This is a genomic window from Bradyrhizobium sp. 153 (assembly GCF_023073835.1).
In the GTDB taxonomy this organism is placed as follows: Bacteria; Pseudomonadota; Alphaproteobacteria; order Rhizobiales; family Xanthobacteraceae; genus Bradyrhizobium.
On record NZ_JADPKH010000097.1, the window covers coordinates 17,087 to 39,749 of the forward strand.

The window sequence follows — 22,663 nt, forward strand, 5'->3', positions numbered from 1 at the left end:
CGGGGGTAATGGGTCCTGGCCCTCGCCAGGACGACAGCGGGATAGATAGCCGACCCCGACCGAATTACAAAATGAACCGGCTCAAATCCGCATTTTTGGCGAGGTCGCCGACGTGCTTCTGCACGTAATCGGCGTCGACCCGGACCGTCTCGCCATTGCGGTCGGGAGCGGTGAAGGAGATCTCGTCCAGCACCCGCTCCATCACGGTCTGGAGCCGCCGCGCGCCGATGTTCTCGACGGTGGAATTGACGGCGACCGCGACGTCGGCCAGCGCATCGATCGCGCTGTCGGTGATGTCGAGCGTCACGCCTTCGGTCAGCATCAAGGCGACATATTGCTTGATCAGCGAGGCTTCGGGCTCGGTCAGTATCCGGCGCATGTCGTCGCGGGTCAGCGCCTGCAATTCGACGCGGATCGGCAACCGGCCCTGCAACTCCGGCAACAGGTCGGACGGCTTTGCGACATGGAAGGCGCCGGAGGCGATGAACAGGATGTGGTCGGTCTTGACCGCGCCGTGCTTGGTCGAGACCGAGGTGCCCTCGATCAGCGGCAAGAGATCGCGCTGCACGCCCTCGCGCGAGACGTCGCCGCCGACGCGGCCGTCGCGCGCGCAGATCTTGTCGATCTCGTCCAGGAACACGATGCCGTTGTTCTCGACCGCGCTGATCGCCTCCAGCGTGAGCTGCTCGGTGTCCAAGAGCTTGTCGGATTCCTCGTTGACGAGAATTTCATGCGAGCCCTCCACCGTCAGCCGTCGCGTCTTGCTGCGGCCGCCCAGCTTGCCAAAGATGTCGCCGATCGAGATCGCGCCCATCTGCGCGCCCGGCATGCCGGGGATCTCGAACATCGGCATGCCGCCGCCGGACGACTGCGTCTCGATCTCGATTTCCTTGTCATTGAGCTCGCCGGCACGCAGCTTCTTGCGGAACGACTCCCGCGTCGCGGAAGAGGCATTGGCGCCGACCAGTGCATCGAGCACGCGCTCCTCGGCCGCGAGCTGCGCCCGCGCATGCACGTCCTTGCGCTTGCGCTCGCGCACCTGGACGATCGCGACCTCGACGAGATCGCGCACGATCTGCTCGACGTCGCGGCCGACATAGCCGACTTCGGTGAACTTGGTCGCTTCCACCTTCAGGAAGGGTGCATTCGCGAGCTTGGCGAGCCGCCGCGCGATTTCCGTCTTGCCGACGCCGGTGGGGCCGATCATCAGGATGTTTTTCGGCAGCACCTCCTCGCGCAAGGAGCCTTCGAGCTGCTGTCGCCGCCAGCGGTTGCGAAGCGCGATCGAGACGGCGCGCTTGGCATCGGCCTGGCCGACGATGAAACGGTCGAGTTCAGAAACGATTTCGCGGGGGGAGAAGTCTGTCATGGCACCTTAGCTAGGGTCAGATTCAGGCCGGGACAAGCCGCTTTTTTCAGCCATCAGATGATCGGCGGGCCGGATTGCCATTGCTTCACGGCCTCGATCGGATGGATCAGCATCAGAATATTCAGCGTCAGATTGTCGCGAATGTGGAGCGCCAGCATGATCTCGAAGGCGAGCCCGATCGCCACCGTTGCCGGCACCGGCAGCAGGCGTGCGGCGAGGAAGCCCAGCACCATGAACAGCGTGTCAGAGACCGAATTGACGATGCTGTCGCCGTAATAGTCCAGCGAAATCGTACCGGCACGGTAGCGTTCGATGATGAATGGCGAGTTCTCGACGATTTCCCAGGCGCCTTCGATCAGCATGGCGATGATCAGCCGCGCCGGCCATGACAAAGGCAGCGCGGGCAGCCGCGCGAACAGCAGCCAGGTCAGGCCGTAGAACAGGAAGCCGTGCAGGACGTGGGAGAAGCTGTACCAGTCGGCGACCTGTTGCGAATTCTCCGAGCTGTTCACCACGCCATGCCACAACTTCACATAGCCGCAGGTGCAGATCGGCACGCGCCCCGCCGCGAACAGGATGGAGGCCTGCAACGCCACCAGCAACAGCGCGATGCCGAGCCAGGCTTGCGGGGGTACGGCGAGCTTGCTCCGTTGCGTGTTCGCCAGCGTCACGGTTGACGCACCATCAACAGCGCCGGTCCGTCCGGCGTCTCGACCATGCGGTCGCGGACGAAGCCGGCCTTCGCATAGGCGCGTACCGCGCGTGCGTTGAGCGGATCAGGATCGGTCACGATCCGCGGCAGACCGGCGCGCAGCTGCGCGTCGACGAATTGGCGAATGAAGGCCGAGCCATGGCCGCGCGCGATCATGTCGCTTTCGCCGATGAACTGGTCGATCCCACGCGTGCCCTCCGGTTGCGGCCCAAAGCCCGTATTCCAGGCCGTCAGCCGGTAACACTGAAGATAGCCGAAGGGCTTGCCGTCGGCCAACACGATGAACTGGTCCATCGCCGGCTCGTCAAGATCGCCGCTGACCAGCTCAAGCTGCTCGTCCGGATCGCCCCACCATTCCCGCACATGCGCTTCGCCCAGCCACCGCCGGATCAGCGGCAGATCGGCCGTTGTCATCGAGCGGAAGGCGTAGGTGGGCGTCATCTAGCAGCCGCGGTGGCATTGCGCTCCCTCTCCCGCTTGCGGGAGAGGGTCGGGGAGAGGGTGCTTCCGCAATGGGACAATCCCCCAGAGGAGAGAGCCCCCACCCGGCGCTTCGCGCCGACCTCCCCCGCAAGCGGGAGAGGTTGCACCGAGCATCCGGACAAGCCTTCGGACAAATGACACTCCGCCTACCCGCTCGCGAGGCTCTCGATCGTCACATTCCGGTTGGTGTAGACGCAGATGTCGGCAGCGATGTCGAGGGAGCGGCGGACGATGGTCTCGGCGTCCTTATCGGTGTCGAGCAGGGCGCGGGCCGCCGCGAGTGCATAATTACCGCCGGAGCCGATCGCCATCACGCCGGCCTCAGGCTCGAGCACGTCGCCGGTGCCGGTCAGGACCAGGGAGACGTCCTTGTCGGCCACGATCATCATGGCCTCCAGCCGCCGCAGGTAACGGTCGGTGCGCCAGTCCTTGGCGAGCTCGACCGCGGCCCGGGTCAGCTGCCCCGGATATTGCTCCAGCTTGCTCTCCAGCCGCTCAAAGAGCGTGAAGGCGTCGGCGGTGGCGCCGGCAAAGCCGCCGATGACGTCGCCCTTGCCGAGCTTGCGGACCTTCTTGGCGTTGGACTTGATCACGGTCTGGCCGATCGAGACCTGGCCGTCGCCGCCAACCACCACCTTGCCGCCCTTGCGGACCGTCAAAATCGTGGTGCCGTGCCAGCTAGGGGAGCTGTTCTGGGAATCCTGCATGAATGACCCTCGTTGTCGGCCTGATTTAGGCGGTCGGGGCCAAAGGGACAACCGGCGGACAACCGGCGCACAACGGCCGCTCCGGGCCTAATTCGCTCACCATAGGCAGAAGTAGAGGCCCGGCGAGCCGTTCCCGCAGTAGCGAAGGCGTCATTTGGCTGGTAAAAGACCGGCGTTTTCGGCCCCGAACAGCATGATTTGGAAAAGCGGATATCGCTTTTCCGACCGAGATCATGCTGAAATGAAAGCGAAAGCCTTCAATGCGCACCGCGACGATCAAGCGCAAGACCAAGGAAACCGACATCGAGGTCACCGTGAACCTCGATGGCACCGGCGTGGCCAATATCGCGACCGGCATCGGCTTTTTCGACCATATGCTCGATCTCCTCGCCCGCCATTCCCGCATCGACCTCACGATCAAGGCGGTAGGCGACCTGCACATTGATCATCACCATACCACCGAAGACACCGGCATTGCGCTCGGCCAGGCGGCCAAGCAGGCGCTCGGCAACATGGCGGGTATCACCCGCTATGCCAGCGTGCACATGCCCATGGACGAGACGCTGTCGCGCGTGGTCATCGACATCTCGGGCCGCCCGTTCCTGGTGTTCAAGGCCCACTTTCCCCGCGACAAGATCGGCGAGTTCGACACCGAGCTGGTGCGCGAGTGGTTCCAGGCCTTCGCCATCAACGCCGGCGTGACTCTCCACGTCGAGACCCTATATGGCGATAACAGCCACCATATCGCCGAGTCCTGCTTCAAGGGTCTGGCGCGGGCGCTGCGCACCGCTGTCGCGATCGATCCGAAGGCTGTGGGCGAGATCCCGTCCACCAAGGGCTCGCTCGGCGGCTGACATCTTCGGCCGGCGGCACGCGCCGCTTGCGGTATCACTGAATTTAGAGAACGGGGCATCACCATGCCTGTCTACACAGTTCATGCTCCCTCCCCTGCCGGAGCCGATTTGCGCGCGACCGACAAGTTCGTCTTCGTGCGCGACGGCTTCCACTTTTGGGCGATGATCTTCGGCCCGCTCTGGCTGCTGTGGAATCGGCTGTGGCTGGCGCTGATCGGCTGGGTGATCTTCGTGGCCGCGTTCAATGCGGGGCTGTCCAGCCTGGGTGTTGGACGCAGCTCGATCTTCTTCGCCAATATCATCGTCGCGCTGCTGATGGGCTTCGAGGCCTCGAGCCTGCGCCGCTGGACTCTCTCACGCGGCAAATGGCGGCAGCTCGACGTCGTGATTGCCGACAAGGAAGACACTGCCGAGCATCGCTTCTTCGAACGTTGGAGCCAGAAGCAGCACGGCATCGTCAACGATCAATGGGCCGTCGATCGCGGCGGCCCGCCGCCGACCCGTAGCGTGCCGGGTCAGCAATTCTCGAACCCGCCGCCGTTGCCGGCGGGCGGCATCATTGGGTTGTTTCCAGAACCGGGAGGGTCAAGATGAGCGTCGCCATCATCGATTACGGTTCGGGCAATCTGCATTCCGCCGCCAAGGCCTTCGAACGTGCCGCGCGCAGCCTGGAGGACCCGCAAAAGGTATTCGTTACCAGCGATCCGGACCAGGCCTACAGCGCCGACCGTCTGGTGCTGCCGGGCGTCGGCGCTTTCGCCGATTGCCGGCGCGGACTTGACGCCGTCAACGGCATGGTTGAGGCCATCACCGAAGCGGTGCGCGTCAAGGCGCGGCCGTTCTTCGGCATCTGCGTCGGCATGCAATTGATGGCGAGCCGCGGCAAGGAGCACGTCACGACGGAGGGGCTGAATTGGATCGGCGGCGACGTCGAGAAGATCACGCCGCGCGACGAAAACCTGAAGATCCCGCACATGGGCTGGAACACGCTCGAGGTGCTGCGCGAGCATCCGGTGCTGAACAAGCTGCCGCTTGGCCCCAAGGGCCAGCACGCCTATTTCGTGCACTCCTATCACCTCAACCCCGCCAACGAGGCGGACGTGCTGGCGCGCGCCGACTATGGCGGGCCCGTCACCGCGATCGTCGCGAAGGACACCGCGATCGGCACGCAATTCCACCCCGAGAAGAGCCAGCGGTTCGGGCTGGCCCTGATCTCGAACTTTTTGCGATGGAAACCGTGATGAATTCGACGGCTTTCACCTCGTCATTGCGAGCGAAGCGAAGCAATCCAGCGTCTTTGCGCGGCGGCAGTCTGGATTGCTTCGCTGCGCTCGCAATGACGGAGTGCATAGCTGACAGGTCCGTTCCTACGATGGGGACGGGAGCAGGTGCAACATGATTCTCTTCCCCGCGATCGATCTCAAGAACGGCCAGTGCGTGCGTCTCGAGCAAGGCGACATGGCGCGCGCCACCGTATTCAATCTCGATCCCGCGGCGCAGGCGCAGAGCTTCGCCGCGCAGGGCTTTGAGTATCTCCACGTCGTCGATCTCGACGGCGCCTTTGCCGGCAAGCCGGTCAATGCGCAGGCCGTCGAGGTGATGCTGAAGACGATCAAGATTCCGGTGCAGCTCGGCGGCGGCATTCGCGATCTCGCGACGGTTGAAGCCTGGCTCGGCAAGGGCATCACCCGCGTCATCATCGGCACCGCCGCGGTGCGCGACCCTGAATTGGTGAAGGCGGCGGCGAAGCAATTCCCCAGCCGCGTCGCGGTCGGGTTAGACGCCCGCGACGGCAAGGTCGCTGTCGAAGGCTGGGCCGAGACCTCGCAGGTCACAGTGCTGGAGATCGCGCAGCGGTTCGAGGACGCCGGCGTTGCCGCCATCATCTTCACCGACATCGCACGCGACGGTCTGCTCAAGGGCCTGAATCTGGACGCGACCATTGCGCTGGCGGACGCGATTTCGATTCCGGTGATCGCCTCCGGCGGCCTTGCTTCGATCGAGGACGTCAAGGCGATGCTGACGCCGCGCGCCAAGAAGCTCGCCGGCGCGATCGCAGGCCGCGCGCTCTATGATGGCCGGCTTGATCCCGCCGCCGCCCTCGCTTTGATCCGTAACGCGCGCTAGGAGGCATCCAATGTTCAAGGTGCGCGTGATCCCCTGCCTCGACGTCAAGGACGGAAGGGTCGTCAAGGGCGTGAATTTCGTCGATTTGCGCGATGCCGGCGACCCTGTCGAGGCCGCAATCGCCTATGATGCCGCTGGGGCCGACGAGCTTACCTTCCTCGACATCACTGCGACCCATGAGAACCGCGGCATCATGCTTGATGTGGTCCGGCGCACGGCAGAAGCCTGCTTCATGCCTGTCACCGTCGGCGGCGGCGTGCGTGAGGTCAACGACATCAAGACGCTGCTGCGCGCCGGCGCCGACAAGGTCTCGATCAATAGCGCCGCGGTATCACGGCGGGAGTTCGTCAAGGAAGCGGCCGAAAAATTCGGCGAGCAATGCGTGGTGGTGGCGATCGATGCCAAGCGCGTCAAGCGTCCGGGCGGCGACCGCTGGGAGATCTTCACCCATGGCGGGCGCAATTCGACCGGCATCGATGCCATCGAATATGCCCAGGAAGTGGTCTCGCTCGGCGCCGGCGAGATCCTGCTCACCTCGATGGATCGCGACGGCACCAGGCAGGGCTTTGACATTCCGCTGACCCGCGCGATCGCCGACAGCGTCTCCGTTCCGGTGATTGCCTCGGGCGGCGTCGGCAATCTTGACCATCTCGTCGACGGTATCCGCGACGGGCACGCCACCGCCGTGCTGGCGGCCTCGATCTTCCACTTCGGGGAATTCACCATCCGCGAAGCCAAGGAGCATATGGCACGGCGCGGGCTGCCCATGCGCCTCGATGCCTGACGACTCCCGTTCGTAAAAGTGCTACACGAGCCGTGTGGGACGGCTCGTTCGGCCGTATCGCGTTTTCCGAGTATTCCGTATGCCGCGTTTCACGATCCATGATCTGGCCGAGACCATCGATGCCCGCGCGGCCGCCGGTGGCGAGGCCTCCTATACCCGCAAGCTTCTGGACAAGGGCGCCGAGCATTGCGCCAAGAAGTTCGGTGAGGAGGCAGTCGAAACCGTAATCGCAGCAGTCGAAAACGATCGCGCGCATCTGATCGCCGAGAGCGCCGATCTGCTCTACCATTTCCTTGTGCTGCTCAAGGCCCGCGGCGTAAAGCTGGAGGAGGTCGAGGCCGCGCTGGACAAGCGGACGTCGATGTCAGGGTTGGAAGAAAAGGCGTCGCGCAAGAGCGGCAACTAGCCGAGGTGGAAAGATCGCGTCATGGATATCCGCGCACCCGAGCAGCAGTATAATCCGTACCGCGTCTATACGCGCGAAGAATGGGCGCGCCTGCGCGACGACACGCCGATGACGCTGGAGCCGGGCGAGTTCGACCGGCTGCGCTCGCTGCACGACCGCCTCGACCTCCAGGAGGTCGAGGACATTTACCTGCCGCTGTCGCGCCTGCTCTCGATCTACGTCGATGCGATGCAGCGCCTGTATTACGCCGAGCGGCAATTCCTCAACATCCGCGACCGCAAGGTGCCCTATATCATCGGCGTTGCCGGCTCGGTCGCGGTGGGCAAATCCACCACGGCCCGCGTGCTCCAGGCCCTCTTGGCGCGCTGGTCGCCGCGCCCGAAGGTCGAGCTGATCACCACCGACGGGTTTCTCTACCCCAACGCGGTGCTCGATCGGCAGGGCATCATGCAGAAGAAGGGTTTTCCCGAGAGCTACGACCTGCCACTGCTGCTCAGCTTCCTCTCCGACATCAAGTCCGGACGTCGTCATGTGCGCGCGCCGGTCTATTCGCATCTGACCTACGACATCGTGCCGAACCAGTGGGCCGAGATCGACCAGCCCGACATCCTGATCGTCGAAGGCGTCAACGTGCTGCAGACGGGCAAGCTGCCGCGCGACGGCAAGGCGGTGCCTGTGGTCTCCGACTTCTTCGATTTCTCGGTCTATATCGACGCCGACGAGGCGGCGCTGCGGCAATGGTACATCAAGCGCTTCCTGGCGCTGCGCGACACCGCCTTCACCAACCCGAAATCCTACTTCAACCGCTACGCGCTGTTGTCGGATGAGGAAGCCACCGCCACCGCGATCGCGATCTGGGAGCGCACCAATCTCGCCAATCTCGAGGACAACATCCTGCCGACCCGGCCCCGCGCGACGCTGATCCTGAAGAAGGGCGCCGACCACACGGTGGAGAGCGTGGCGCTCAGGCGGCTGTAATCGCGCCGGTGAACATGGCCCCCCTGGCTGGTTGGGCTGAGTGTCTTTTGTTGCAGACCTAAAATCGGTATTCCGCTATGCCTTCAAGAACGGCGGAGAGGCACTATGGTTGATCGTCTCAGAAGCGCTGCGGAGCAGCTTGAAGCTCCGATCTGCCCGGACTGCCACATCGAGATGAAGTGGTTTCGCTCCGAACTGCTGGCGGACGAGCCGACGCCGATCATCGCGCATCTTTTCGTGTGCCCACATTGCAAGCGCGCGGCAAAAGCGGACACCATCTTCAAAGCCGACCGAGCGCCGCCTGATAAGCTCACTGCGCCGCGTTTTCTTTCGCATGCCGACGGACTGAGTCCCGCCCGACGGCACGGGGCATGCTCGGCTCCCGACCTGGCCGTTACCCTAGCTGGCACGCCGCCGCTGGTTGGCTCACTTGCCTGCCTTCGTATTCCAGTCCGCTAGCCTGATGCGCCCCGCAAAGATGGCGGGGCCGGAGCTGCTGGCCTTGTAGACGAAGGCTTCGCCTTCCTGCACGTCGCCGGCCTCCTTGCCGAAGGCATCGGCGATGTTCGTCTTATGGGTGATCAGGAACGTGTTGGTGCTGGCCTTCGGCGGCGTATCGACGAGATGACGCACGGCTTGGCCCGCCTTTGCATTTGCACCCGTCGGGTTGGCCATTCCCGACGCACTGGCGTTGCTGCTGTCCGTTAGCGCATCGACCGGCTTGACCTCGCGGCCGGAGATCAGCTTGCCCGCCTCGACCGCGCGGTTCAGCCGGCTGGTGTAGACCTCGCCGATCGGAATCGCGAGATCCTTGACCGCTGTCCCGATCTGACGCGCCATGTCCCTGCCCTTTTCACTGAGCTGGCGCTGCGCGCTCATGTCGTCGAATTTGAAAGGGTAGACGTCCTTTTGGCTGTCATCGGTGGCGGTGTGCCGAAACACCAGCACGTAGCCGCCTTGCTTGAGCGATGTGATGAGTTCCGGCGTATCGGCCGCGGTGTGTCGGGAAATTCCAGCGATAAGGACAATGAGTGCGAGGCGGCAAAGCACGTTCATGCGCAAAGTCCCCTATTGCAAAACGTCCCCTCGGGGATGGTGACGCGCAACGAGGCCGATTTCAATTATCGACTGCCGGTCGGGCCGAGGTTTTCGTGAAATTCTGGATCAGACACTCAGGTGGCGGGACGCGGCCAGCCCCGCCAGCGCCTGATCCAGCTTCTCGCGGTCGAGCGGCTTGATCAGGAATCCATTCATGCCTGCCTCGAAGCAAGCGTAGCGGTCCTCGACCAGCGTATTGGCGGTGAGCGCCAGGATCGGCATGCGCTGGCGACCCATGGCCGCCTCATGCGCGCGAATGCGCTTTGTCGTCTCAATGCCGTCGAGCTGCGGCATCTGGATATCCATCAGCACGAGATCATAGGGCGTGCCGGCCGATGAGGCGGCGAGCCAGGATTCCAGCGCCGCCTCGCCGTGGATAGCGATGACGACGCGGTGGCCGAGTTTCGTCAGCAGCGAGCGCATCAACAGCGCATTGATCTCGTTGTCCTCGGCAACGAGGATCGACAGCCCTTTCGCCGGCGTTGCAGTTTTGGATTCGGCCAATGGCTGCGGTGCGAGCTCGGGCGAGGCGACCTCCGGCGTCAGCGAAAGGCGTGTCGCGAGCGAGGCGGCGCGCAGCGGCTTCACCAGGAATCCGGTGAAGGCCGGGGACAGTTCCTCATGGCGCGAGCTCGAGGTCAGCAGCACCAGGCGCTGCATCGCATGCGCCCGCGCGGTTTCGCCGAGATGGTCGGAAGCGGCGGGACCGATCGCGCGATCGACCAGCATGGCGTGCCATGAACGCTCCGGCAGCAGCGCTTGAGCCACGGCGGCGTCCGCCACCATGCAGGTCTGACCGCCCCAGCGCTCCAGGCGCCGTGCGATCAGCGACGCCTCGATGCCCTCGGCGACGAGGAGAATCGGCTTGCCGGCGAGTTCGGGGCAGGCGAATGCCGTCTGTCCGCTACCTGCTTGTGACGGGGCTAGCGGCACCGCGACCTCGAAGGTCGACCCCCTGCCCGGTTCGCTCTCGAGCGTGATCCGGCCGCCCATGCGCTTGACGATGCGCTCGCTGATGGACAGGCCGAGTCCGGTGCCGCCATAGGTGCGCGCGACGCGCTCGTCCGCCTGCTCGAACTCCCGGAAGATGCGCGATTGCGCTTCCGGCGCGATGCCGATGCCGGTGTCGCGGACCAGGAAGCTGATCTCGTTCGGCCGGATGCCGGGCTCGACGATCAGCGCGACGCCGCCGCTCGCGGTGAACTTGATGGCGTTGCCGGCGAGGTTGAGCAGCACCTGGCGCAGCCGCGCGGCGTCCCCCACCACCTCGAGCGGCAGGCGCTCGTCGATATAGGACGCGATCTCGAGAGTCTTGGCCTGCGCACGCGGCGCCAGAAGCTCGGTGATCTCCTCGACCAGCGTGGACAAGGCGAACGGACGCTGCTCGAGATCGAGCTTGCCGGCTTCGATCTTGGAATAATCGAGCAGCTCCTCGATCAGCGCCATCAGTGCTTCGCCCGAAGTTTTCACCGCCCTGGCGTAGGTCGTCTGCTCCGGCGTCAGCGTGGTGTCGAGCAAGAGGCTGCCCATGCCGATGATGCCGTTGAGGGGCGTGCGGATTTCGTGCGAGGCCATCGCGAGGAAACGCGACTTCGCGCGGTTGGCGGCATCGGCCTGATCGCGCGCGTCGGACAAAGCGCGCTCGGTCTCGGTGCGGTCGGTGACGTCGCGCCCGACGCTCTGCAATTCGGCGGGCTGGCCGGCATCGCGGCGCACATAGCCCTCGCGCCAGGCGATCCAGCGCGCACCGAGCGGGGTTGCGATTTTCTGGTCGTGAACGCGCGTGCCGCTGCTCTCGCGCGCGCTGTCGCCCTGCTCCAGCACGTCGAAGTCGAAGCGTGTGCCGACCAGCGCGCTCCGGGCCTGTCCGGCCAGCGCGCAATAGGCGTCATTGGCAAAGGTGATGCGGCCGCTCGTGTCGCGCAGCACGATCAGGTCGCCCTGCTGCTCGAACAGGCTGCGGGCGCGCTCTTCGGCTTCCTTGAGCTCCCAATTGCGGTCGATCAGCGCCTCGTTGTGGGCGGCGAGCGAACGCAGCCGCTTGTTGACGAAGCGCAGCCGCATGCTCAGCGTCGCAAGACCAAGGCACGCCAGCGCGAACAGGAAGCTCGCGCCGATCGCAAAGGCGTTGGGATCGTAGCCGGAATTCTCGGACCGGCTGCCGGAGACGAAGCCATAGGCGGCGCCGAACGTCGCCGAGAAGATCATGAAGGAGCGGAGCGCGAAGGCGATACGGGGATGCTGTCGCCTGAAGCGGCGCATGCGCACCTTGATCCGGAACGTCCGACCCATCGCCACCGACCCTTGTCCGAAACCCCGTGCCCGCCGTGTGCGACGATGTCGCGTCGACCTTGCGAACAGCTTGAGGCTTTGGCGCCGCCTCCAAACAGGGTTGACGAGGTGTTAACGCTTCAGAGCATGATCCGCAAAAGTGTGCAGCGATTTTCCAAAAAGGTCATGCGCAAACAAGAAGCTAAAGCGCGATCGTGATCTCACCGCGGTTTAGAGTGAGGCGGCCTGCAGGCGGCCATGGCCGCCGCGGGCGCCGACGATCAGCGCCGCGGCCTCGCGCTGCGAGAACGTCTTCGAGCGCACATAGATGCGGTAATCGGCCGGCCCTTCGGTGGAGAGATAGATTACCTGGCCGCCGTCGACGGGCTGCGCGGCGATTGAGACCAGGCGTGTCCACGGATTGCCCTGGCAGGATTCCGATTCCGAGCCGAGGCCGTCGTCGACCACCGCGAAGTCCGCAGCGTCCGCATTGTCGGTGACCTGGACCCGTACCGTGGCCTGCGCGGGATCATCGGTGAAGGCGACATGCACGCCGGCGGTCCAGAACAGGGAGGTGAGCTCGACCGAGGACTCGCCCAGGGCAATGCAGGGATGCGAGACCGATCCGATCTCGCCGCGGGCGAACACCGCCGCCGCCAACAGGGGAACAACCGAGGCCAGGATCTTGAAACGCAACATGACACTCTACTCGCCCGCCCCTCGGGAACTCGAGTTGGAAACACATGGGGCTTATGGTTTGCAGAGCGTAAAGGAAACTCGTTACCGCCGGGTTGATGCGCGTGTGCTTCACGCCATCTGCCGCACATCCTCCGCGAGTGCGCGGTAGGATAGCGCTTCGGCGAGGTGCAGCCGGCCGATCTTGTCCGCGTTGTCGAGATCGGCCAGTGTGCGCGCGACCCGCAGCACGCGGTGATAGCCGCGCGCCGACAGCCGCATGGTCTCCGCCGCGTCCCGCAATAGCTTGGCGCCTTGCGCATCCGGTTTTGCGATCTCTTCGAGGACCGAGGCCGGCGCCTCGGCATTGGTACGGACGTTCGGCAGGCCGGCATCCGCATAACGCGCAAGCTGGATGTCGCGTGCCGCCGCCACGCGCGCGGCGACTTCGGCGGAGCCTTCCGCCGGCGGCGGCAGAATCAAATCGGCCGCGGTCACCGCCGGCACCTCGATGCGCAGATCGATGCGATCCATCAACGGACCGGAGATGCGCGCCTGGTAGTCGCCGGTGCAGCGGTCGATGCGGCCGCGCTTGCAGGCATAGCCCGGCTCGAACGCGTTGCCGCAGCGGCACGGATTCATCGCGGCCACCAGCATGAAGCGGGCAGGGTAGGTGACGCGATGATTGGCGCGCGACACCGCGACCTCGCCGTTCTCCAGGGGCTGGCGCAGCGAATCCAGCACGCGCGGATCGAACTCCGGCAGCTCGTCGAGGAACAGCACACCCTGATGCGCCAGCGAGATCTCGCCGGGTTTGGCGCGCACGCCGCCACCGGTGAGCGCGGCCATGCTGGCGGAATGATGCGGCGAGCGGAACGGCCGCCGCGCGGTCAGCGCGCCGCCCTCGATCTCGCCGGCGACGGACGCGATCATCGAGACTTCGAGCAGTTCGCCGGGCGACAGCGGCGGCAGGATCGAGGGCAGGCGCGCCGCCAGCATCGATTTGCCGGCGCCGGGCGCGCCGATCATCAGCAGGTGATGTCCGCCCGCGGCTGCGATCTCCAGCGCCCGCTTGGCGCTCTCCTGGCCCTTGATATCGCGCAGGTCGAGGGACGAGGCGGCGGCCTCATGCACCTTCGGTGAGGGCCGCGACAGCACCTGCGTGCCCTTGAAATGGTTGGCGATCTGAATGAGTGATTGTGCGGCCATGATCTGGATGTCCGGGCTCGCCCAGGCCGCCTCCGAGCCGCAGGCTGCCGGGCAGATCAGGCCCTCCTCGCGCGCATTGGCGCCGATCGCGGCGGGCAGGACACCTGCGACCGGCGCGATCGATCCGTCGAGGCCGAGCTCGCCGAGAACTGTGAAGCCGGTCAGTGCATCGGGCGGGATCGCGCCGATCGCCGCCATCAGCCCGAGCGCGATCGGCAGGTCGTAATGGCTGCCCTCCTTGGGCAGGTCGGCCGGGGCCAGATTGACGATGATCCGCCGCGCCGGCAGCGCCAGCCCCGAGGCGATCAGAGCCGAACGGACCCGCTCGCGTGCCTCCGACACCGCCTTGTCCGGCAGGCCGACGATGGCGAAGGCCGGCAGCCCCGGGGCGACCTGCACCTGCACGTCGACCGCACGGGCCTCAATCCCCTCAAAGGCGACGGTAGAAACCCGCTGAACCATGCTCGAACCAGCCTGCCCTTTCGCGCAATTAGGGGTAGCAGAGCCTAGCGCCTTTCGCAAGAACAATACGGGAACATGCCCTAGGACCGAGAAAATCCTACCCGATCGTAAACGTGAAGCGGACACTACACCTCGAATGCGAGCGGCTCTCCTCAGCACATTCCAACGAATGTCCGCTACTCCTACCCTTGCGGGATGGGCCGTGGTCTAACGGGTGAAGAATTCAAATGCTTGCAAATCGCCGGAGAAGCGAACGTCGGGTATGCAGCCGGCTCGCCAAAATCCACTTTGGCGCGGGCTCGCTGCCGCGCGACTGCACGATCACGGATATCTCGGATGGCGGCGTGAAAGTGGTGGCGGAATTCCTGGAAGTGCCGCCGCAATTCACCATCATCTTCGCGCCCGATTATTCCCGCCAATGCCGCCTGCGCTGGCGCATCGGCTGCGAGTTCGGCGCGGAGTTCGTCGATTAGGCCTTAATGGCCGCGCCTCCTTAACGGGGCTTTAGCGTTAATGGGTAAGCATCTCTGATCAGTCGCCGAGTGATCAGAGTATGTCCAAGCGTCCGTCTCCCGCCTCTCCTTCGGCGAAATTCCTGCTTCCCGCGTTGATGGTGCTTGTCCTCGCCGGCTGCCAGACCAATGGCATCGAGGATGTCACCGGCGCGCTCGGCGTTAGATCTGAAGCCAGTGTGAAGGCCGACGCCAAGCCGGACATGGACACCTTGCGCGAACGCTATCGCGCCAAGCCCGGTGATCCCGGCGTTGTGCTCGCCTATGGCAAGGCGCTGCGCGAGAGCGGCCAGCGGGCGCAGGCGGTCGCGGTGATGGAGCAGGCCGTGCTCGGCCATCCCAGCAACAAGGCATTGCTCGCCGGCTATGGCCGCGCGCTCGCCGACAACGGCAATTTCCAGCAGGCCTTCGACGTCCTCGGCCGAGCGCATACGCCCGAGGATCCGGACTGGCGCATCCTGTCGGCGCAGGGCGCGGCGCTCGATCAGCTCGGCCGCAATGAGGAGGCGCAGCAATATTATGCGACCGCCTTGAAGATCGTGCCCGACGAGCCGCAGGTTTTGTCCAATCTCGGCCTGTCTTACATGCTCCAGAATAATCTGCCGCGGGCGGAGGAAACGATGCGCCGCGCGCATGAGCGCAATCCCGCCGATTCCCGCGTGCGCGCCAATCTCGCGCTGGTGCTGGGGCTGGAAGGAAAGCAAGCCGAGGCCGAGGCCATCGTGAAGGCCGACCTGCCGCCGGACCAGGCGGCGGCAAAGGTCACGGCGCTGCGGCAATTGCTGGCGAAGAAGCAGCAGCGGGCGGACAAATAGCTCGCGCCGTTTGGATTCTCGTTTTTGGCGCGCTTTCTTGACGCGAACCGGGATCCGTCGCTCGAAAACGCTTGCCGCCCCTACGACGCCTTGCGATGCGGGGCGGATCCGCGGCCCGACCTGCCCTTCAGCTTCTTCAGCAGCGGGCCGAGCAGCGAGCGCTTCGGCTTCTTCACCTCGCCGCGGCCGGCGAGGCGGTTGGCCATGTTCTGGAACAGAAGGGTGGTGCGGTGGCTCTTGGAGACCTCCGCGATCATCTGGCCGTTGTTGGCGGCGGTCGAGAACAGCTTCGAATCGAACGGGATCACCGCGAGCGGCTGGCTCTCCATGGTCTTGGCGAAAGCTTTGACCTCGATCTCCGCGCGCTTGTGCATGCCGACCTGGTTGAGACAATACAGCGGCGGCCGGTCGTTCGGGCGCGCCGCCTTGAGCACGCTCAGCATGTTCTTGGTGTTGCGCAAATTGGCGAGATCGGGCTCGGCCACGATCACGATGTCGTCGGCGTTGACCAGCGCCCGCCGCGTCCAGCCCGACCATTGGTGGGGTACGTCGAGCACGATGCAGGGCGTGGTCATGCGCAGCGTGTCGAACACCGCATCAAAAGCTTCGGCGCCGAAATCGTAGACGCGGTCGAGCGTCGCGGGGGCGGCCAGCAGGCTGAGGCGCTCGGTGCATTTGGCAAGCAGGCGCTCCATCAGCGCCGTGTCCGGCCGGTCCTGCGATAGCACCGCGTTGGCGATGCCCTGCAGCGGATCCTGATTGTAGTCGAGGCTCGCAGTACCGAAGGCGAGGTCGAGATCGATCACGACGGAATCGAGCGCGAGGTCGCGGGCGATGGTCCAGGCCACATTGTGCGCGACGGTGGACGCGCCGACGCCGCCCTTGGCGCCGACCACCGCGATGACGCGGCCGGTGATGATGGCTTCGGATGCCGAGAACAGGCTACAGATCGAGCGGACGACGTCGAGGGTTTCGACTGGCCCGACCACGTAGTCGTTGACGCCGCGGCGGACCAGCTCGCGATAGGGCGCGGTGTCGTTGGGATTGCCGATCACCACGACGCGGGTGCCGGGGTCGCAGACGCCGGCGAGGTCGTCGAGCCCCTCCAGGATGTCACGCGTGCCGTCGGATTCGATCACGATCACGTTCGGCGTCGGCATCGTTTCATAGACTTCGATTGCCGCAGCGAGACCACCGTCCCTGGCAGTGAGATGCGCCTTGGCGAGCCGCCGATCCTCCCCCGCCGCGGTCACCGCGGCGAGCGTCTGCTCGGTCTCGCAAAAAGCCTGCACCGAGATGCGAGGAACCGGTGCAATGTGTTCGTCGGGGTGCCGCGGATCGTCCGCTTCTTCGTCGTGGATGCCAGTCATTTGCCGGTGTCGCTGAGTTTGGCCTTGTCGGCCTCGGGATAGGAGGTCGCGGTCGTCGAGCCCTTGCGATAGCGGTCGAAGGCGATGTCGCGCCGTGCGGTGTAGGCGGGCGTCTCGGCGCGCGGCTGCTCGAGGTCGGCCGGATTGTCGATCATGGCCGCGAGGTTGCGCTGGCTGGCGCAGCCCAGATTGAAATACGGCCGGTTCTCATTGTAGCCGGGGTCGAGGATGTTCGGACCAACGTCTTCCGGCCACAACCCGCAGGGTCCGGCCACTGCGCTGAGTTTGGAATAGCTCAGCCGGATCGTCGGCAGGAGGCCGGGGTCTTCGGGACGATAGGGATGCTGGAGGATGGCGCGCGAGGGCACGTCGCCGGATGCGAGCACGGAACGGATTTCTCGATAAGTCGCCGCCGCGGCACGCGAATTCGCGGTGTCGACGGGCACGTCGACGACGACGGAGCCGGTGCCTTCGCGCATCCAGTCCCGGGCAATGCCTGCGACATCCGCGTGCTGCGCGGCCGAGAGGCCGCCGCGCGCCTTGCCGACGAAGATCACGATCGAGCGCCTACCCTCCTGCACCGCGATCGGGTGGCGCTGGCGATAGTCGGTCGGCACTGTCTGAGTGACGATTTCACCGGTGGTGTTGCACGCGCCCAGCATGACGGACAGCCCCGTCAGCACCAGCGCGACGCTCAAAGGGCGGCGTCGGTCGGCTATCGTCCTCGTCATCGCTTGATTCCCCTCTTGCCCCGTTTCTGCTCCGGTCCCCAGGCCGTCCGCTCGTCGTCAATCGATGATGAAGCCGAAATCGCCGGGCGTGCCGTTGATGGGATCGACGCGGCGCGTGATGCCATAAAGGCGGTTCATGCGGCCGAGCAGCGCCGTCTGCGCGTCGGAGGCCGGCGCGAAACCGTCGTCGGGCCGCGACAATTCCTTCTGGGCGACGGCGCGCACCACATAGGGCGTCACGATCACCATCAACTCGGTTTCGTTGTTGACGAAGTCCTGGCTGCGGAACAGCGCGCCGATGATCGGCACCTGGTCGACGCCGGGCAGGCCGTTGATCGCCTGCTTGGTCTGCTGCTGGATCAGGCCGGCCATCGCCATCGAGCCGCCGGAGGGAATTTCCAGTGTCGTTTCGGCTCGGCGGGTCTGAACCGAGGGGATGGTGATCGAGTTGCTCGAGGTCGAGGACACCGCCTGCGTCAGTGTGATCGCGTTCGTATTCGACAGCTCCGAGACCTCGGTCATGACGCGCAGGCTGATGCGGCCTTCGCTGAGCACGACCGGCGTGAAGTTCAGGGAGATGCCGAACTTCTTGTAGGTGACCTGGGTGGTACAGACGTGGGTGACCGGATCGCAGGAATAGCCGGCCGGAATCGGGAATTCGCCGCCGGCGATGAAGGTGGCGGATTCGCCCGAGATCGCGGTCAGGCTCGGCTCGGCGAGCGTACGCATGACGCCGGCGCTTTCCATCGCACGCATCGTGGCGCTGACGGTGGCGACGCCCTTGGCGAGACCGGCGACTCCAAGTCCGTTGCTCGCGACGATCGGTCCGCCAGACACCGAGAACGGGTTGGAATTGTTGAAATTCACCACCGCGGTGCCGGCGTTCAGGCTGGCGCTGAGATCCACGCCCAGCTGCTTGACGATATCGCGGCGCACTTCGCCGACCACGACCTTGAGCATCACCTGGTCGCGGCCGCGAACGACGATGTTGTTGACGACCTTGTCCGAGCCGCCGACGAGCTTTGCGGCGACGTCGCCCGCCTGCTGTGCCTCGACCGGGCTCGAGACCGAGCCGGTCAGCATCACGCTGTCGCCGATGCCTTCGATCTGCACGCCCGGCAGCGACTGGCGCAGCGCGGCGCGCATGCCGTTGAGGTCGCGCTTCACCGCGATGTCGTAGGAGGCGACCTGCTGGCCGTCGGCGGTGAAGAACACCACGTTGGTCTGGCCGACTTGGCCGCCGATGATATAGGCGCGCTGCGCCGAGCGGATTATGGCATTGGCGATCTTGGGATCGGCCACCAGCACGTCCTTGACCTCGCGCGGCAGGTCGATGACGACGGACTTGCCGACGCCGAGCGACAGAAAGCGCGTCCGCGCCGGCGCGATCGTCGCGACCGAGGACACACCGAGATCAGGCGCCTGCATCGGTGCCTGATCGCCGACCGGGGCATCCGCGGCACTGAGCCGGTCGGAGGCTGCGAGCAGCCCCAGCAGCAGCATCGTCCCCGCCAAGACCGAGCGCGCGCGCTTCCCCCGAATGCGCAGGCCCGTCCGATCATCCCCGTAGTTCATACTGTCCCCATCATCACTTCTGTGACGTCAGTTGGCGCGCCTGCACGCCATAACGAATTACGTTCACGCCACCGGGACGCTTGACCGCCTGGTCCTCGGGCGACCCGTCGACTGCGTTGGCATCGACGATGCTCCGCAGCGCGAGCTGGAGCGTGCCGCCCTGGCGCGCAGCCGACAGCGTGGCGACCTGGTCGGGCTTGAGCTCGAGCGTGACGGTCTTGCCGATCACGGCGGTCTGGCCGTCCTTTTCCTTCGGCGCCTGGTCGATCGCGAGCACGCGGATGTTGGTCAGAATGACCTCGGACACGATGAGGTCGTTGCCGCCGGTCGATGCGTTGGTATCGGGATTCTTCAGGCGGCGGGTCAGCACGATGTCGACGCGGTCGTTCGGCAGGATGAAGCCGCCGGCGCCGGTCTCGGCTGAAATTTCGGTGGACACGGCCCGCATGCCGGAGGGCAGGATGGCAGCCATGAAGCCGGAGCCTTCGGCCCTGACCAGCTTCTGCTCGCGGATCGGCTCGCCCTGCATCAACGGCACGCGCGCGATCGAGCCGGCGATCTGGGTCTGCGCCTCGGGCCTGCTGTCGCGGCGAATGAACGCGTTGCTTGCCGTCGCCGCCGGCCAGACCTGCCATTGCAGATCCTCGGGCTTCACGGCCTGGCCGAGCCCGATGTCGGTTTTCGCGACGAGAACCTCGACGGTCGGCAGTTTCTCGGTGACGGGCAGAACGGGCGCGGGCCCATTCTGATAGCCGCTCGCCAGATACGCAGCGACGCCCCCGGCGGCGAGCGCGATGACGAGAACGACAAGGCGTGCGGTATTCATACGCTTCTACTCATACGCGGGGCACTCGAACCGCACGTGGCGGGTCCCCCGTGTCGATGAGTAGGGAGGAAAAGTATAAGGGGTGTTGCGAGGCCGGATGTGATGGCCAGTGACGGTGGTGGTTTTCGGCTGATGGTGAACGCGGCGTTATTCAACCGGCCAACGGCCCCGTAGATTTACGCAAGCCAGCCTATTCGTTCGCATGACAGGCGCGGCGTCATGGTGAACGGGTGGTTAGTGATGTGGGGGCGTGCAGCGGCGGGGCTGCCTACGAGATGGGCCGCGCACAACACCAAAGGATGTCGTCCGTCCTTCCGGGACGAGCTGGGAGAGATTGCGCGTCCTCTAAATTTCCGCAGCGCCCTTACTTCGCCCGCTTCTGCTCGATCGCGTCCCAGATCTTCGCCGCCACGTCGGGCCCGCCGAGCCGCGCGATGGCGCGGATGCCGGTCGGCGAGGTGACGTTGATCTCGGTGAGATTGCCGTTGATGACGTCGATGCCGACGAACAGGAGGCCGCGCTCGCGCAGCGCCGGGCCGACGGCGGCGCAGATCTCGCGCTCGCGCGGGGTGAGCTCGGTCTCCTGCGCCGCGCCGCCGCGTACCATGTTGGAGCGGAGGTCGTCCGCGGCCGGCACCCGGTTTACGGCGGCGGCGAACTCGCCGTTGACGAGGATGATGCGCTTGTCGCCGTGCTTCACCTCGGGAATGAACTGCTGGATCACCCAGGGCTCTTTGAACGTCACCGAGAACATGTCGAACAGCGAGCCGAAATTCATGTCCTGCGGCATCACGCGGAACACCGCGGCGCCGCCATGGCCGTGCAGCGGCTTCATCACGACGGCGCCGTGCCTGTCGCGAAAGGCGTTGATCTCATCTAATTCGCGCGAGATCAGGGTCGGCGGCATCAGCTGCGGAAAGTTCATCACGAACAGCTTTTCCGGCGCGTTCCGTACCGAGGCGGGATCGTTGACCACCAGCGTCTTCGGATGAATGCGCTCCAAAAAATGCGTCGAGGTGATGTAGGCGAGATCGAACGGCGGGTCCTGGCGGAGCAGCACCACGTCAAAGCCGTTGAGCGCTTCGCGCCTGGGCTCGCCGAGCGTGAAATGGTCACCCGGCTCGTCGCGCACGGTGAGGAGCTGAACCGGAGCGACGATCTCGTCGCCGACCATCGAGAGCTTGTCGGGGGTGTAATAGGACAGGCCGTGGCCGCGCTTCTGTGCCTCCAGGAGCAGCGCAAAGGTGGAATCGCCCTTGATGTTGATGCGGGCGATGGGGTCCATCTGGACGGCGACGTTGAGTTTCATGGTCTGCCTTTCAGGTCGAGGCGTCGAATGCCGCCAACACATGGCGTGGAAGTGATCGCGGCGCAATCAGCATGGCGTCGAATCGCAATTCGAATTCGGCATGCTCGGGATGCGCCACGAGCCAGCCTTGCGCGGCGTCGATGATGCGCTGCTGCTGGCGCGGCGTCACCGCGAAGGCGGCGTCATCCAGCGTCGCCCGCGCCTTGACCTCGACGAAGGCGATCAAATTGCGGCGGCGCGCCACGATGTCGATTTCGCCATGCGGGGTGCGATAACGTTTGGCGAGGATGCGGTAGCCCTTGGCCATCAGATAGGCGGCGGCGCGGCTCTCGGCGGAGATGCCGGTCCGGAACGCGGCGATGCGCTCGGGCGAGGCGACTTTCGGTTCCGCCGGGACCTCAGTCTTCGCCATCGCCGCCCCGCAGGTCTTTTGCGAGCTCGAGCGCGCGGGCATAGACCTCGCGCCGCGGGCGGCCCGAGAGTGCGACCGCATGTGCCACGGCATCCTTGACGCTGCGCGCGGCCAGCTGCTCGCGCAGGAGCTGGTCTAGCGCATCCGACGTCAGCACCTCGGCGTCGGCCGCAGGTGGGGCGATCACCAGCACGAACTCGCCGCGCGTCTCCAGCGTATCCGCCTCGCGAGCCAGCTCGCTCAATGTTGCGCGCGAGATCTCCTCATGAAGTTTGGTCAGCTCGCGGCAGATCGCGGCGTCGCGCGTCCCCATGATCTCGGCGAGATCGGCGAGCGCGTCCTGCACGCGGTTGCCGGATTCGAACATCACCAGTGTCGCATCGATGCGAGCCAGCTCAACAAGGCGCGACCTGCGCGCCGCCGATTTCGACGGCAAGAAGCCCTCGAAGAAAAAGCGGTCGGTCGGCAGCGCTGCGACCGATAGCGCCGCCAGCACCGAGGAGGGGCCGGGCAGCGCATAGACCGCATGGCCGGCGGCGCAGACCTCGCGCACCAGCTTGAAGCCGGGATCGGAGATCAGCGGCGTCCCGGCATCCGACACCAGCGCGACCGAGCCGCCTGCCGCAAGCGCCTCCAGGATCTTCGGACGCGCGGCTTCCGCGTTGTGCTCATGATATTGCTTGAGCTGCGCTGCGATGGCGTAACGCTCGGTCAGGCGCCGCGTGATGCGGGTGTCCTCGCAGGCGATGACGTCGACGCCGGCGAGCGTCTGAAGCGCACGCAGGGTGATGTCGCCGAGATTGCCGATGGGGGTCGCGACCAGATGCAGGCCCGGCGCGGCCTTCGCCACCGCAAGCCGATGGGCGTCGATGGAGAAGCCGCGCAAGGTGGCGTCTTGAGCTTCAGGCGTATTTATCGGGGCCGGCTTTGCGCGCATAATGAAGTCAACTTAGGCACGATCCGCAGGGCTGGGAACCA

25 protein-coding genes are annotated in these 22,663 nt (G+C 65.3%); 10 read left to right on the forward strand and 15 right to left on the reverse strand.

Features of this window, described 5'->3' with window-relative positions; all coding sequences use genetic code 11:
- Window positions 1–64 precede the first annotated feature (64 nt).
- From hslU to hslV, 4 genes are all read right to left on the reverse strand, one after another.
- Window positions 65–1,369 carry an ATP-dependent protease ATPase subunit HslU gene (hslU, locus tag IVA91_RS24600; protein WP_247276599.1) on the reverse strand — a complete coding sequence of 435 codons (1,305 nt, stop codon included), beginning with the start codon at window positions 1,367–1,369 and terminating at the stop codon, window positions 65–67.
- A 53-nt stretch (window positions 1,370–1,422) separates the two neighbouring features.
- The gene (locus tag IVA91_RS24605) at window positions 1,423–2,040 is read right to left on the reverse strand and encodes a DUF2585 domain-containing protein (protein ID WP_247276598.1); all 618 of its coding nucleotides are present in this window, start codon (window positions 2,038–2,040) and stop codon (window positions 1,423–1,425) included.
- On the reverse strand, window positions 2,037–2,522 hold the full coding sequence (locus IVA91_RS24610) for a GNAT family N-acetyltransferase (protein WP_247276597.1): 486 nt from the start codon (window positions 2,520–2,522) through the stop codon (window positions 2,037–2,039). The genes IVA91_RS24605 and IVA91_RS24610 overlap by 4 nt, the downstream gene beginning before the upstream one ends.
- 188 nt (window positions 2,523–2,710) lie before the next feature.
- On the reverse strand, window positions 2,711–3,271 hold the full coding sequence (hslV, locus tag IVA91_RS24615) for an ATP-dependent protease subunit HslV (protein WP_247276596.1): 561 nt from the start codon (window positions 3,269–3,271) through the stop codon (window positions 2,711–2,713).
- A 260-nt stretch (window positions 3,272–3,531) separates the two neighbouring features.
- Between hslV and hisB the strand changes: the two genes are divergently transcribed.
- From hisB to IVA91_RS24655, 8 genes are all read left to right on the forward strand, one after another.
- Window positions 3,532–4,125 carry an imidazoleglycerol-phosphate dehydratase HisB gene (hisB, locus tag IVA91_RS24620; RefSeq protein ID WP_247276595.1) on the forward strand — a complete coding sequence of 198 codons (594 nt, stop codon included), beginning with the start codon at window positions 3,532–3,534 and terminating at the stop codon, window positions 4,123–4,125.
- Window positions 4,126–4,188: 63 nt separating this feature from the next.
- Entirely contained in the window at window positions 4,189–4,719 is a 531-nt protein-coding gene (locus IVA91_RS24625) for a DUF2628 domain-containing protein (RefSeq protein WP_247276594.1), read from the forward strand.
- A complete protein-coding gene (hisH, locus tag IVA91_RS24630; protein ID WP_247276593.1) occupies window positions 4,716–5,366 on the forward strand; it encodes an imidazole glycerol phosphate synthase subunit HisH in 651 nt (216 codons plus the stop codon). The genes IVA91_RS24625 and hisH overlap by 4 nt, the downstream gene beginning before the upstream one ends.
- A 154-nt stretch (window positions 5,367–5,520) precedes the next feature.
- Window positions 5,521–6,252: a 1-(5-phosphoribosyl)-5-[(5-phosphoribosylamino)methylideneamino]imidazole-4-carboxamide isomerase gene (gene hisA / locus IVA91_RS24635; protein WP_247276592.1), complete on the forward strand. Its 732-nt coding sequence runs from the start codon at window positions 5,521–5,523 to the stop codon at window positions 6,250–6,252.
- 10 nt (window positions 6,253–6,262) lie between these two features.
- On the forward strand, window positions 6,263–7,036 hold the full coding sequence (gene hisF, locus IVA91_RS24640; RefSeq protein ID WP_145630398.1) for an imidazole glycerol phosphate synthase subunit HisF: 774 nt from the start codon (window positions 6,263–6,265) through the stop codon (window positions 7,034–7,036).
- A 79-nt stretch (window positions 7,037–7,115) separates the two neighbouring features.
- Entirely contained in the window at window positions 7,116–7,442 is a 327-nt protein-coding gene (locus IVA91_RS24645) for a phosphoribosyl-ATP diphosphatase (protein ID WP_247276591.1), read from the forward strand.
- Window positions 7,443–7,463: 21 nt separating this feature from the next.
- Window positions 7,464–8,420 (forward strand): type I pantothenate kinase, encoded by a 957-nt coding sequence (coaA, locus tag IVA91_RS24650; protein WP_200497031.1) that lies wholly within the window; start codon window positions 7,464–7,466, stop codon window positions 8,418–8,420.
- A 105-nt stretch (window positions 8,421–8,525) separates the two neighbouring features.
- Window positions 8,526–8,879 (forward strand): hypothetical protein, encoded by a 354-nt coding sequence (locus IVA91_RS24655; RefSeq protein WP_247421421.1) that lies wholly within the window; start codon window positions 8,526–8,528, stop codon window positions 8,877–8,879.
- On the opposite strand, the gene IVA91_RS24660 is transcribed toward IVA91_RS24655, so the two are convergent.
- The 4 genes from IVA91_RS24660 to IVA91_RS24675 form a co-directional block, all read right to left on the reverse strand.
- Window positions 8,847–9,476, reverse strand: a complete 630-nt coding sequence (locus IVA91_RS24660) for a histidine phosphatase family protein (RefSeq protein ID WP_247421424.1) — start codon at window positions 9,474–9,476, stop codon at window positions 8,847–8,849. The two genes, IVA91_RS24655 and IVA91_RS24660, sit on opposite strands and share 33 nt — an antisense overlap.
- A 108-nt stretch (window positions 9,477–9,584) precedes the next feature.
- On the reverse strand, window positions 9,585–11,810 hold the full coding sequence (locus tag IVA91_RS24665; protein WP_247276618.1) for an ATP-binding protein: 2,226 nt from the start codon (window positions 11,808–11,810) through the stop codon (window positions 9,585–9,587).
- 210 nt (window positions 11,811–12,020) lie between these two features.
- On the reverse strand, window positions 12,021–12,488 hold the full coding sequence (locus IVA91_RS24670; protein WP_247276589.1) for a hypothetical protein: 468 nt from the start codon (window positions 12,486–12,488) through the stop codon (window positions 12,021–12,023).
- 108 nt (window positions 12,489–12,596) lie between these two features.
- Complete coding sequence (locus IVA91_RS24675; protein WP_247276588.1) at window positions 12,597–14,135, reverse strand: YifB family Mg chelatase-like AAA ATPase; 1,539 nt, start codon at window positions 14,133–14,135, stop codon at window positions 12,597–12,599.
- A gap of 227 nt (window positions 14,136–14,362) precedes the next feature.
- Between IVA91_RS24675 and IVA91_RS24680 the strand changes: the two genes are divergently transcribed.
- Window positions 14,363–14,608 (forward strand): PilZ domain-containing protein, encoded by a 246-nt coding sequence (locus IVA91_RS24680; RefSeq protein WP_018644993.1) that lies wholly within the window; start codon window positions 14,363–14,365, stop codon window positions 14,606–14,608.
- Between the two features lie 80 nt (window positions 14,609–14,688).
- Window positions 14,689–15,462, forward strand: a complete 774-nt coding sequence (locus IVA91_RS24685) for a tetratricopeptide repeat protein (RefSeq protein ID WP_247276587.1) — start codon at window positions 14,689–14,691, stop codon at window positions 15,460–15,462.
- Between the two features lie 80 nt (window positions 15,463–15,542).
- Here the strand turns inward: IVA91_RS24685 and IVA91_RS24690 are convergent, their stop codons facing one another.
- The 7 genes from IVA91_RS24690 to rsmI all read right to left on the reverse strand — a co-directional run bounded on the left by IVA91_RS24690 (window position 15,543) and on the right by rsmI (window position 22,622).
- On the reverse strand, window positions 15,543–16,832 hold the full coding sequence (locus tag IVA91_RS24690; protein ID WP_247276586.1) for an AAA family ATPase: 1,290 nt from the start codon (window positions 16,830–16,832) through the stop codon (window positions 15,543–15,545).
- Entirely contained in the window at window positions 16,829–17,563 is a 735-nt protein-coding gene (locus IVA91_RS24695) for a CpaD family pilus assembly protein (protein WP_247276585.1), read from the reverse strand. The genes IVA91_RS24690 and IVA91_RS24695 overlap by 4 nt, the downstream gene beginning before the upstream one ends.
- 57 nt (window positions 17,564–17,620) lie before the next feature.
- Complete coding sequence (locus IVA91_RS24700; RefSeq protein WP_247276584.1) at window positions 17,621–19,138, reverse strand: type II and III secretion system protein family protein; 1,518 nt, start codon at window positions 19,136–19,138, stop codon at window positions 17,621–17,623.
- Between the two features lie 13 nt (window positions 19,139–19,151).
- Complete coding sequence (gene cpaB, locus IVA91_RS24705) at window positions 19,152–19,964, reverse strand: Flp pilus assembly protein CpaB (protein ID WP_247276583.1); 813 nt, start codon at window positions 19,962–19,964, stop codon at window positions 19,152–19,154.
- Between the two features lie 364 nt (window positions 19,965–20,328).
- A complete protein-coding gene (gshB, locus tag IVA91_RS24710; protein WP_247276582.1) occupies window positions 20,329–21,273 on the reverse strand; it encodes a glutathione synthase in 945 nt (314 codons plus the stop codon).
- A 10-nt stretch (window positions 21,274–21,283) separates the two neighbouring features.
- On the reverse strand, window positions 21,284–21,685 hold the full coding sequence (locus IVA91_RS24715) for a YraN family protein (protein ID WP_247276581.1): 402 nt from the start codon (window positions 21,683–21,685) through the stop codon (window positions 21,284–21,286).
- Window positions 21,672–22,622: a 16S rRNA (cytidine(1402)-2'-O)-methyltransferase gene (gene rsmI, locus IVA91_RS24720; RefSeq protein ID WP_247276580.1), complete on the reverse strand. Its 951-nt coding sequence runs from the start codon at window positions 22,620–22,622 to the stop codon at window positions 21,672–21,674. Before rsmI ends, IVA91_RS24715 begins: the two co-directional genes overlap by 14 nt.
- Window positions 22,623–22,663: the final 41 nt, after the last annotated feature.

What these genes read in the sequence shown, in the direction of transcription:
- IVA91_RS24670 (WP_247276589.1), bottom strand. Translation starts at nt 12,488, where the DNA reads ATGTTGCGTTTCAAGATCCTGGCCTCGGTTGTTCCCCTGTTGGCGGCG.
- rsmI (WP_247276580.1), bottom strand. Translation starts at nt 22,622, where the DNA reads ATGCGCGCAAAGCCGGCCCCGATAAATACGCCTGAAGCTCAAGACGCC.
- IVA91_RS24695 (WP_247276585.1), bottom strand. Translation starts at nt 17,563, where the DNA reads ATGACGAGGACGATAGCCGACCGACGCCGCCCTTTGAGCGTCGCGCTG.
- IVA91_RS24655 (WP_247421421.1), top strand. Translation starts at nt 8,526, where the DNA reads ATGGTTGATCGTCTCAGAAGCGCTGCGGAGCAGCTTGAAGCTCCGATC.
- hisF (WP_145630398.1), top strand. Translation starts at nt 6,263, where the DNA reads ATGTTCAAGGTGCGCGTGATCCCCTGCCTCGACGTCAAGGACGGAAGG.
- IVA91_RS24645 (WP_247276591.1), top strand. Translation starts at nt 7,116, where the DNA reads ATGCCGCGTTTCACGATCCATGATCTGGCCGAGACCATCGATGCCCGC.
- IVA91_RS24685 (WP_247276587.1), top strand. Translation starts at nt 14,689, where the DNA reads ATGTCCAAGCGTCCGTCTCCCGCCTCTCCTTCGGCGAAATTCCTGCTT.
- IVA91_RS24680 (WP_018644993.1), top strand. Translation starts at nt 14,363, where the DNA reads ATGCTTGCAAATCGCCGGAGAAGCGAACGTCGGGTATGCAGCCGGCTC.
- IVA91_RS24625 (WP_247276594.1), top strand. Translation starts at nt 4,189, where the DNA reads ATGCCTGTCTACACAGTTCATGCTCCCTCCCCTGCCGGAGCCGATTTG.
- hisH (WP_247276593.1), top strand. Translation starts at nt 4,716, where the DNA reads ATGAGCGTCGCCATCATCGATTACGGTTCGGGCAATCTGCATTCCGCC.
- IVA91_RS24700 (WP_247276584.1), bottom strand. Translation starts at nt 19,138, where the DNA reads ATGAACTACGGGGATGATCGGACGGGCCTGCGCATTCGGGGGAAGCGC.
- hslV (WP_247276596.1), bottom strand. Translation starts at nt 3,271, where the DNA reads ATGCAGGATTCCCAGAACAGCTCCCCTAGCTGGCACGGCACCACGATT.
- IVA91_RS24690 (WP_247276586.1), bottom strand. Translation starts at nt 16,832, where the DNA reads ATGACTGGCATCCACGACGAAGAAGCGGACGATCCGCGGCACCCCGAC.
- gshB (WP_247276582.1), bottom strand. Translation starts at nt 21,273, where the DNA reads ATGAAACTCAACGTCGCCGTCCAGATGGACCCCATCGCCCGCATCAAC.
- hslU (WP_247276599.1), bottom strand. Translation starts at nt 1,369, where the DNA reads ATGACAGACTTCTCCCCCCGCGAAATCGTTTCTGAACTCGACCGTTTC.
- IVA91_RS24610 (WP_247276597.1), bottom strand. Translation starts at nt 2,522, where the DNA reads ATGACGCCCACCTACGCCTTCCGCTCGATGACAACGGCCGATCTGCCG.
- IVA91_RS24660 (WP_247421424.1), bottom strand. Translation starts at nt 9,476, where the DNA reads ATGAACGTGCTTTGCCGCCTCGCACTCATTGTCCTTATCGCTGGAATT.
- hisB (WP_247276595.1), top strand. Translation starts at nt 3,532, where the DNA reads ATGCGCACCGCGACGATCAAGCGCAAGACCAAGGAAACCGACATCGAG.
- IVA91_RS24665 (WP_247276618.1), bottom strand. Translation starts at nt 11,810, where the DNA reads ATGGGTCGGACGTTCCGGATCAAGGTGCGCATGCGCCGCTTCAGGCGA.
- IVA91_RS24675 (WP_247276588.1), bottom strand. Translation starts at nt 14,135, where the DNA reads ATGGTTCAGCGGGTTTCTACCGTCGCCTTTGAGGGGATTGAGGCCCGT.
- IVA91_RS24715 (WP_247276581.1), bottom strand. Translation starts at nt 21,685, where the DNA reads ATGGCGAAGACTGAGGTCCCGGCGGAACCGAAAGTCGCCTCGCCCGAG.
- hisA (WP_247276592.1), top strand. Translation starts at nt 5,521, where the DNA reads ATGATTCTCTTCCCCGCGATCGATCTCAAGAACGGCCAGTGCGTGCGT.
- coaA (WP_200497031.1), top strand. Translation starts at nt 7,464, where the DNA reads ATGGATATCCGCGCACCCGAGCAGCAGTATAATCCGTACCGCGTCTAT.
- cpaB (WP_247276583.1), bottom strand. Translation starts at nt 19,964, where the DNA reads ATGAATACCGCACGCCTTGTCGTTCTCGTCATCGCGCTCGCCGCCGGG.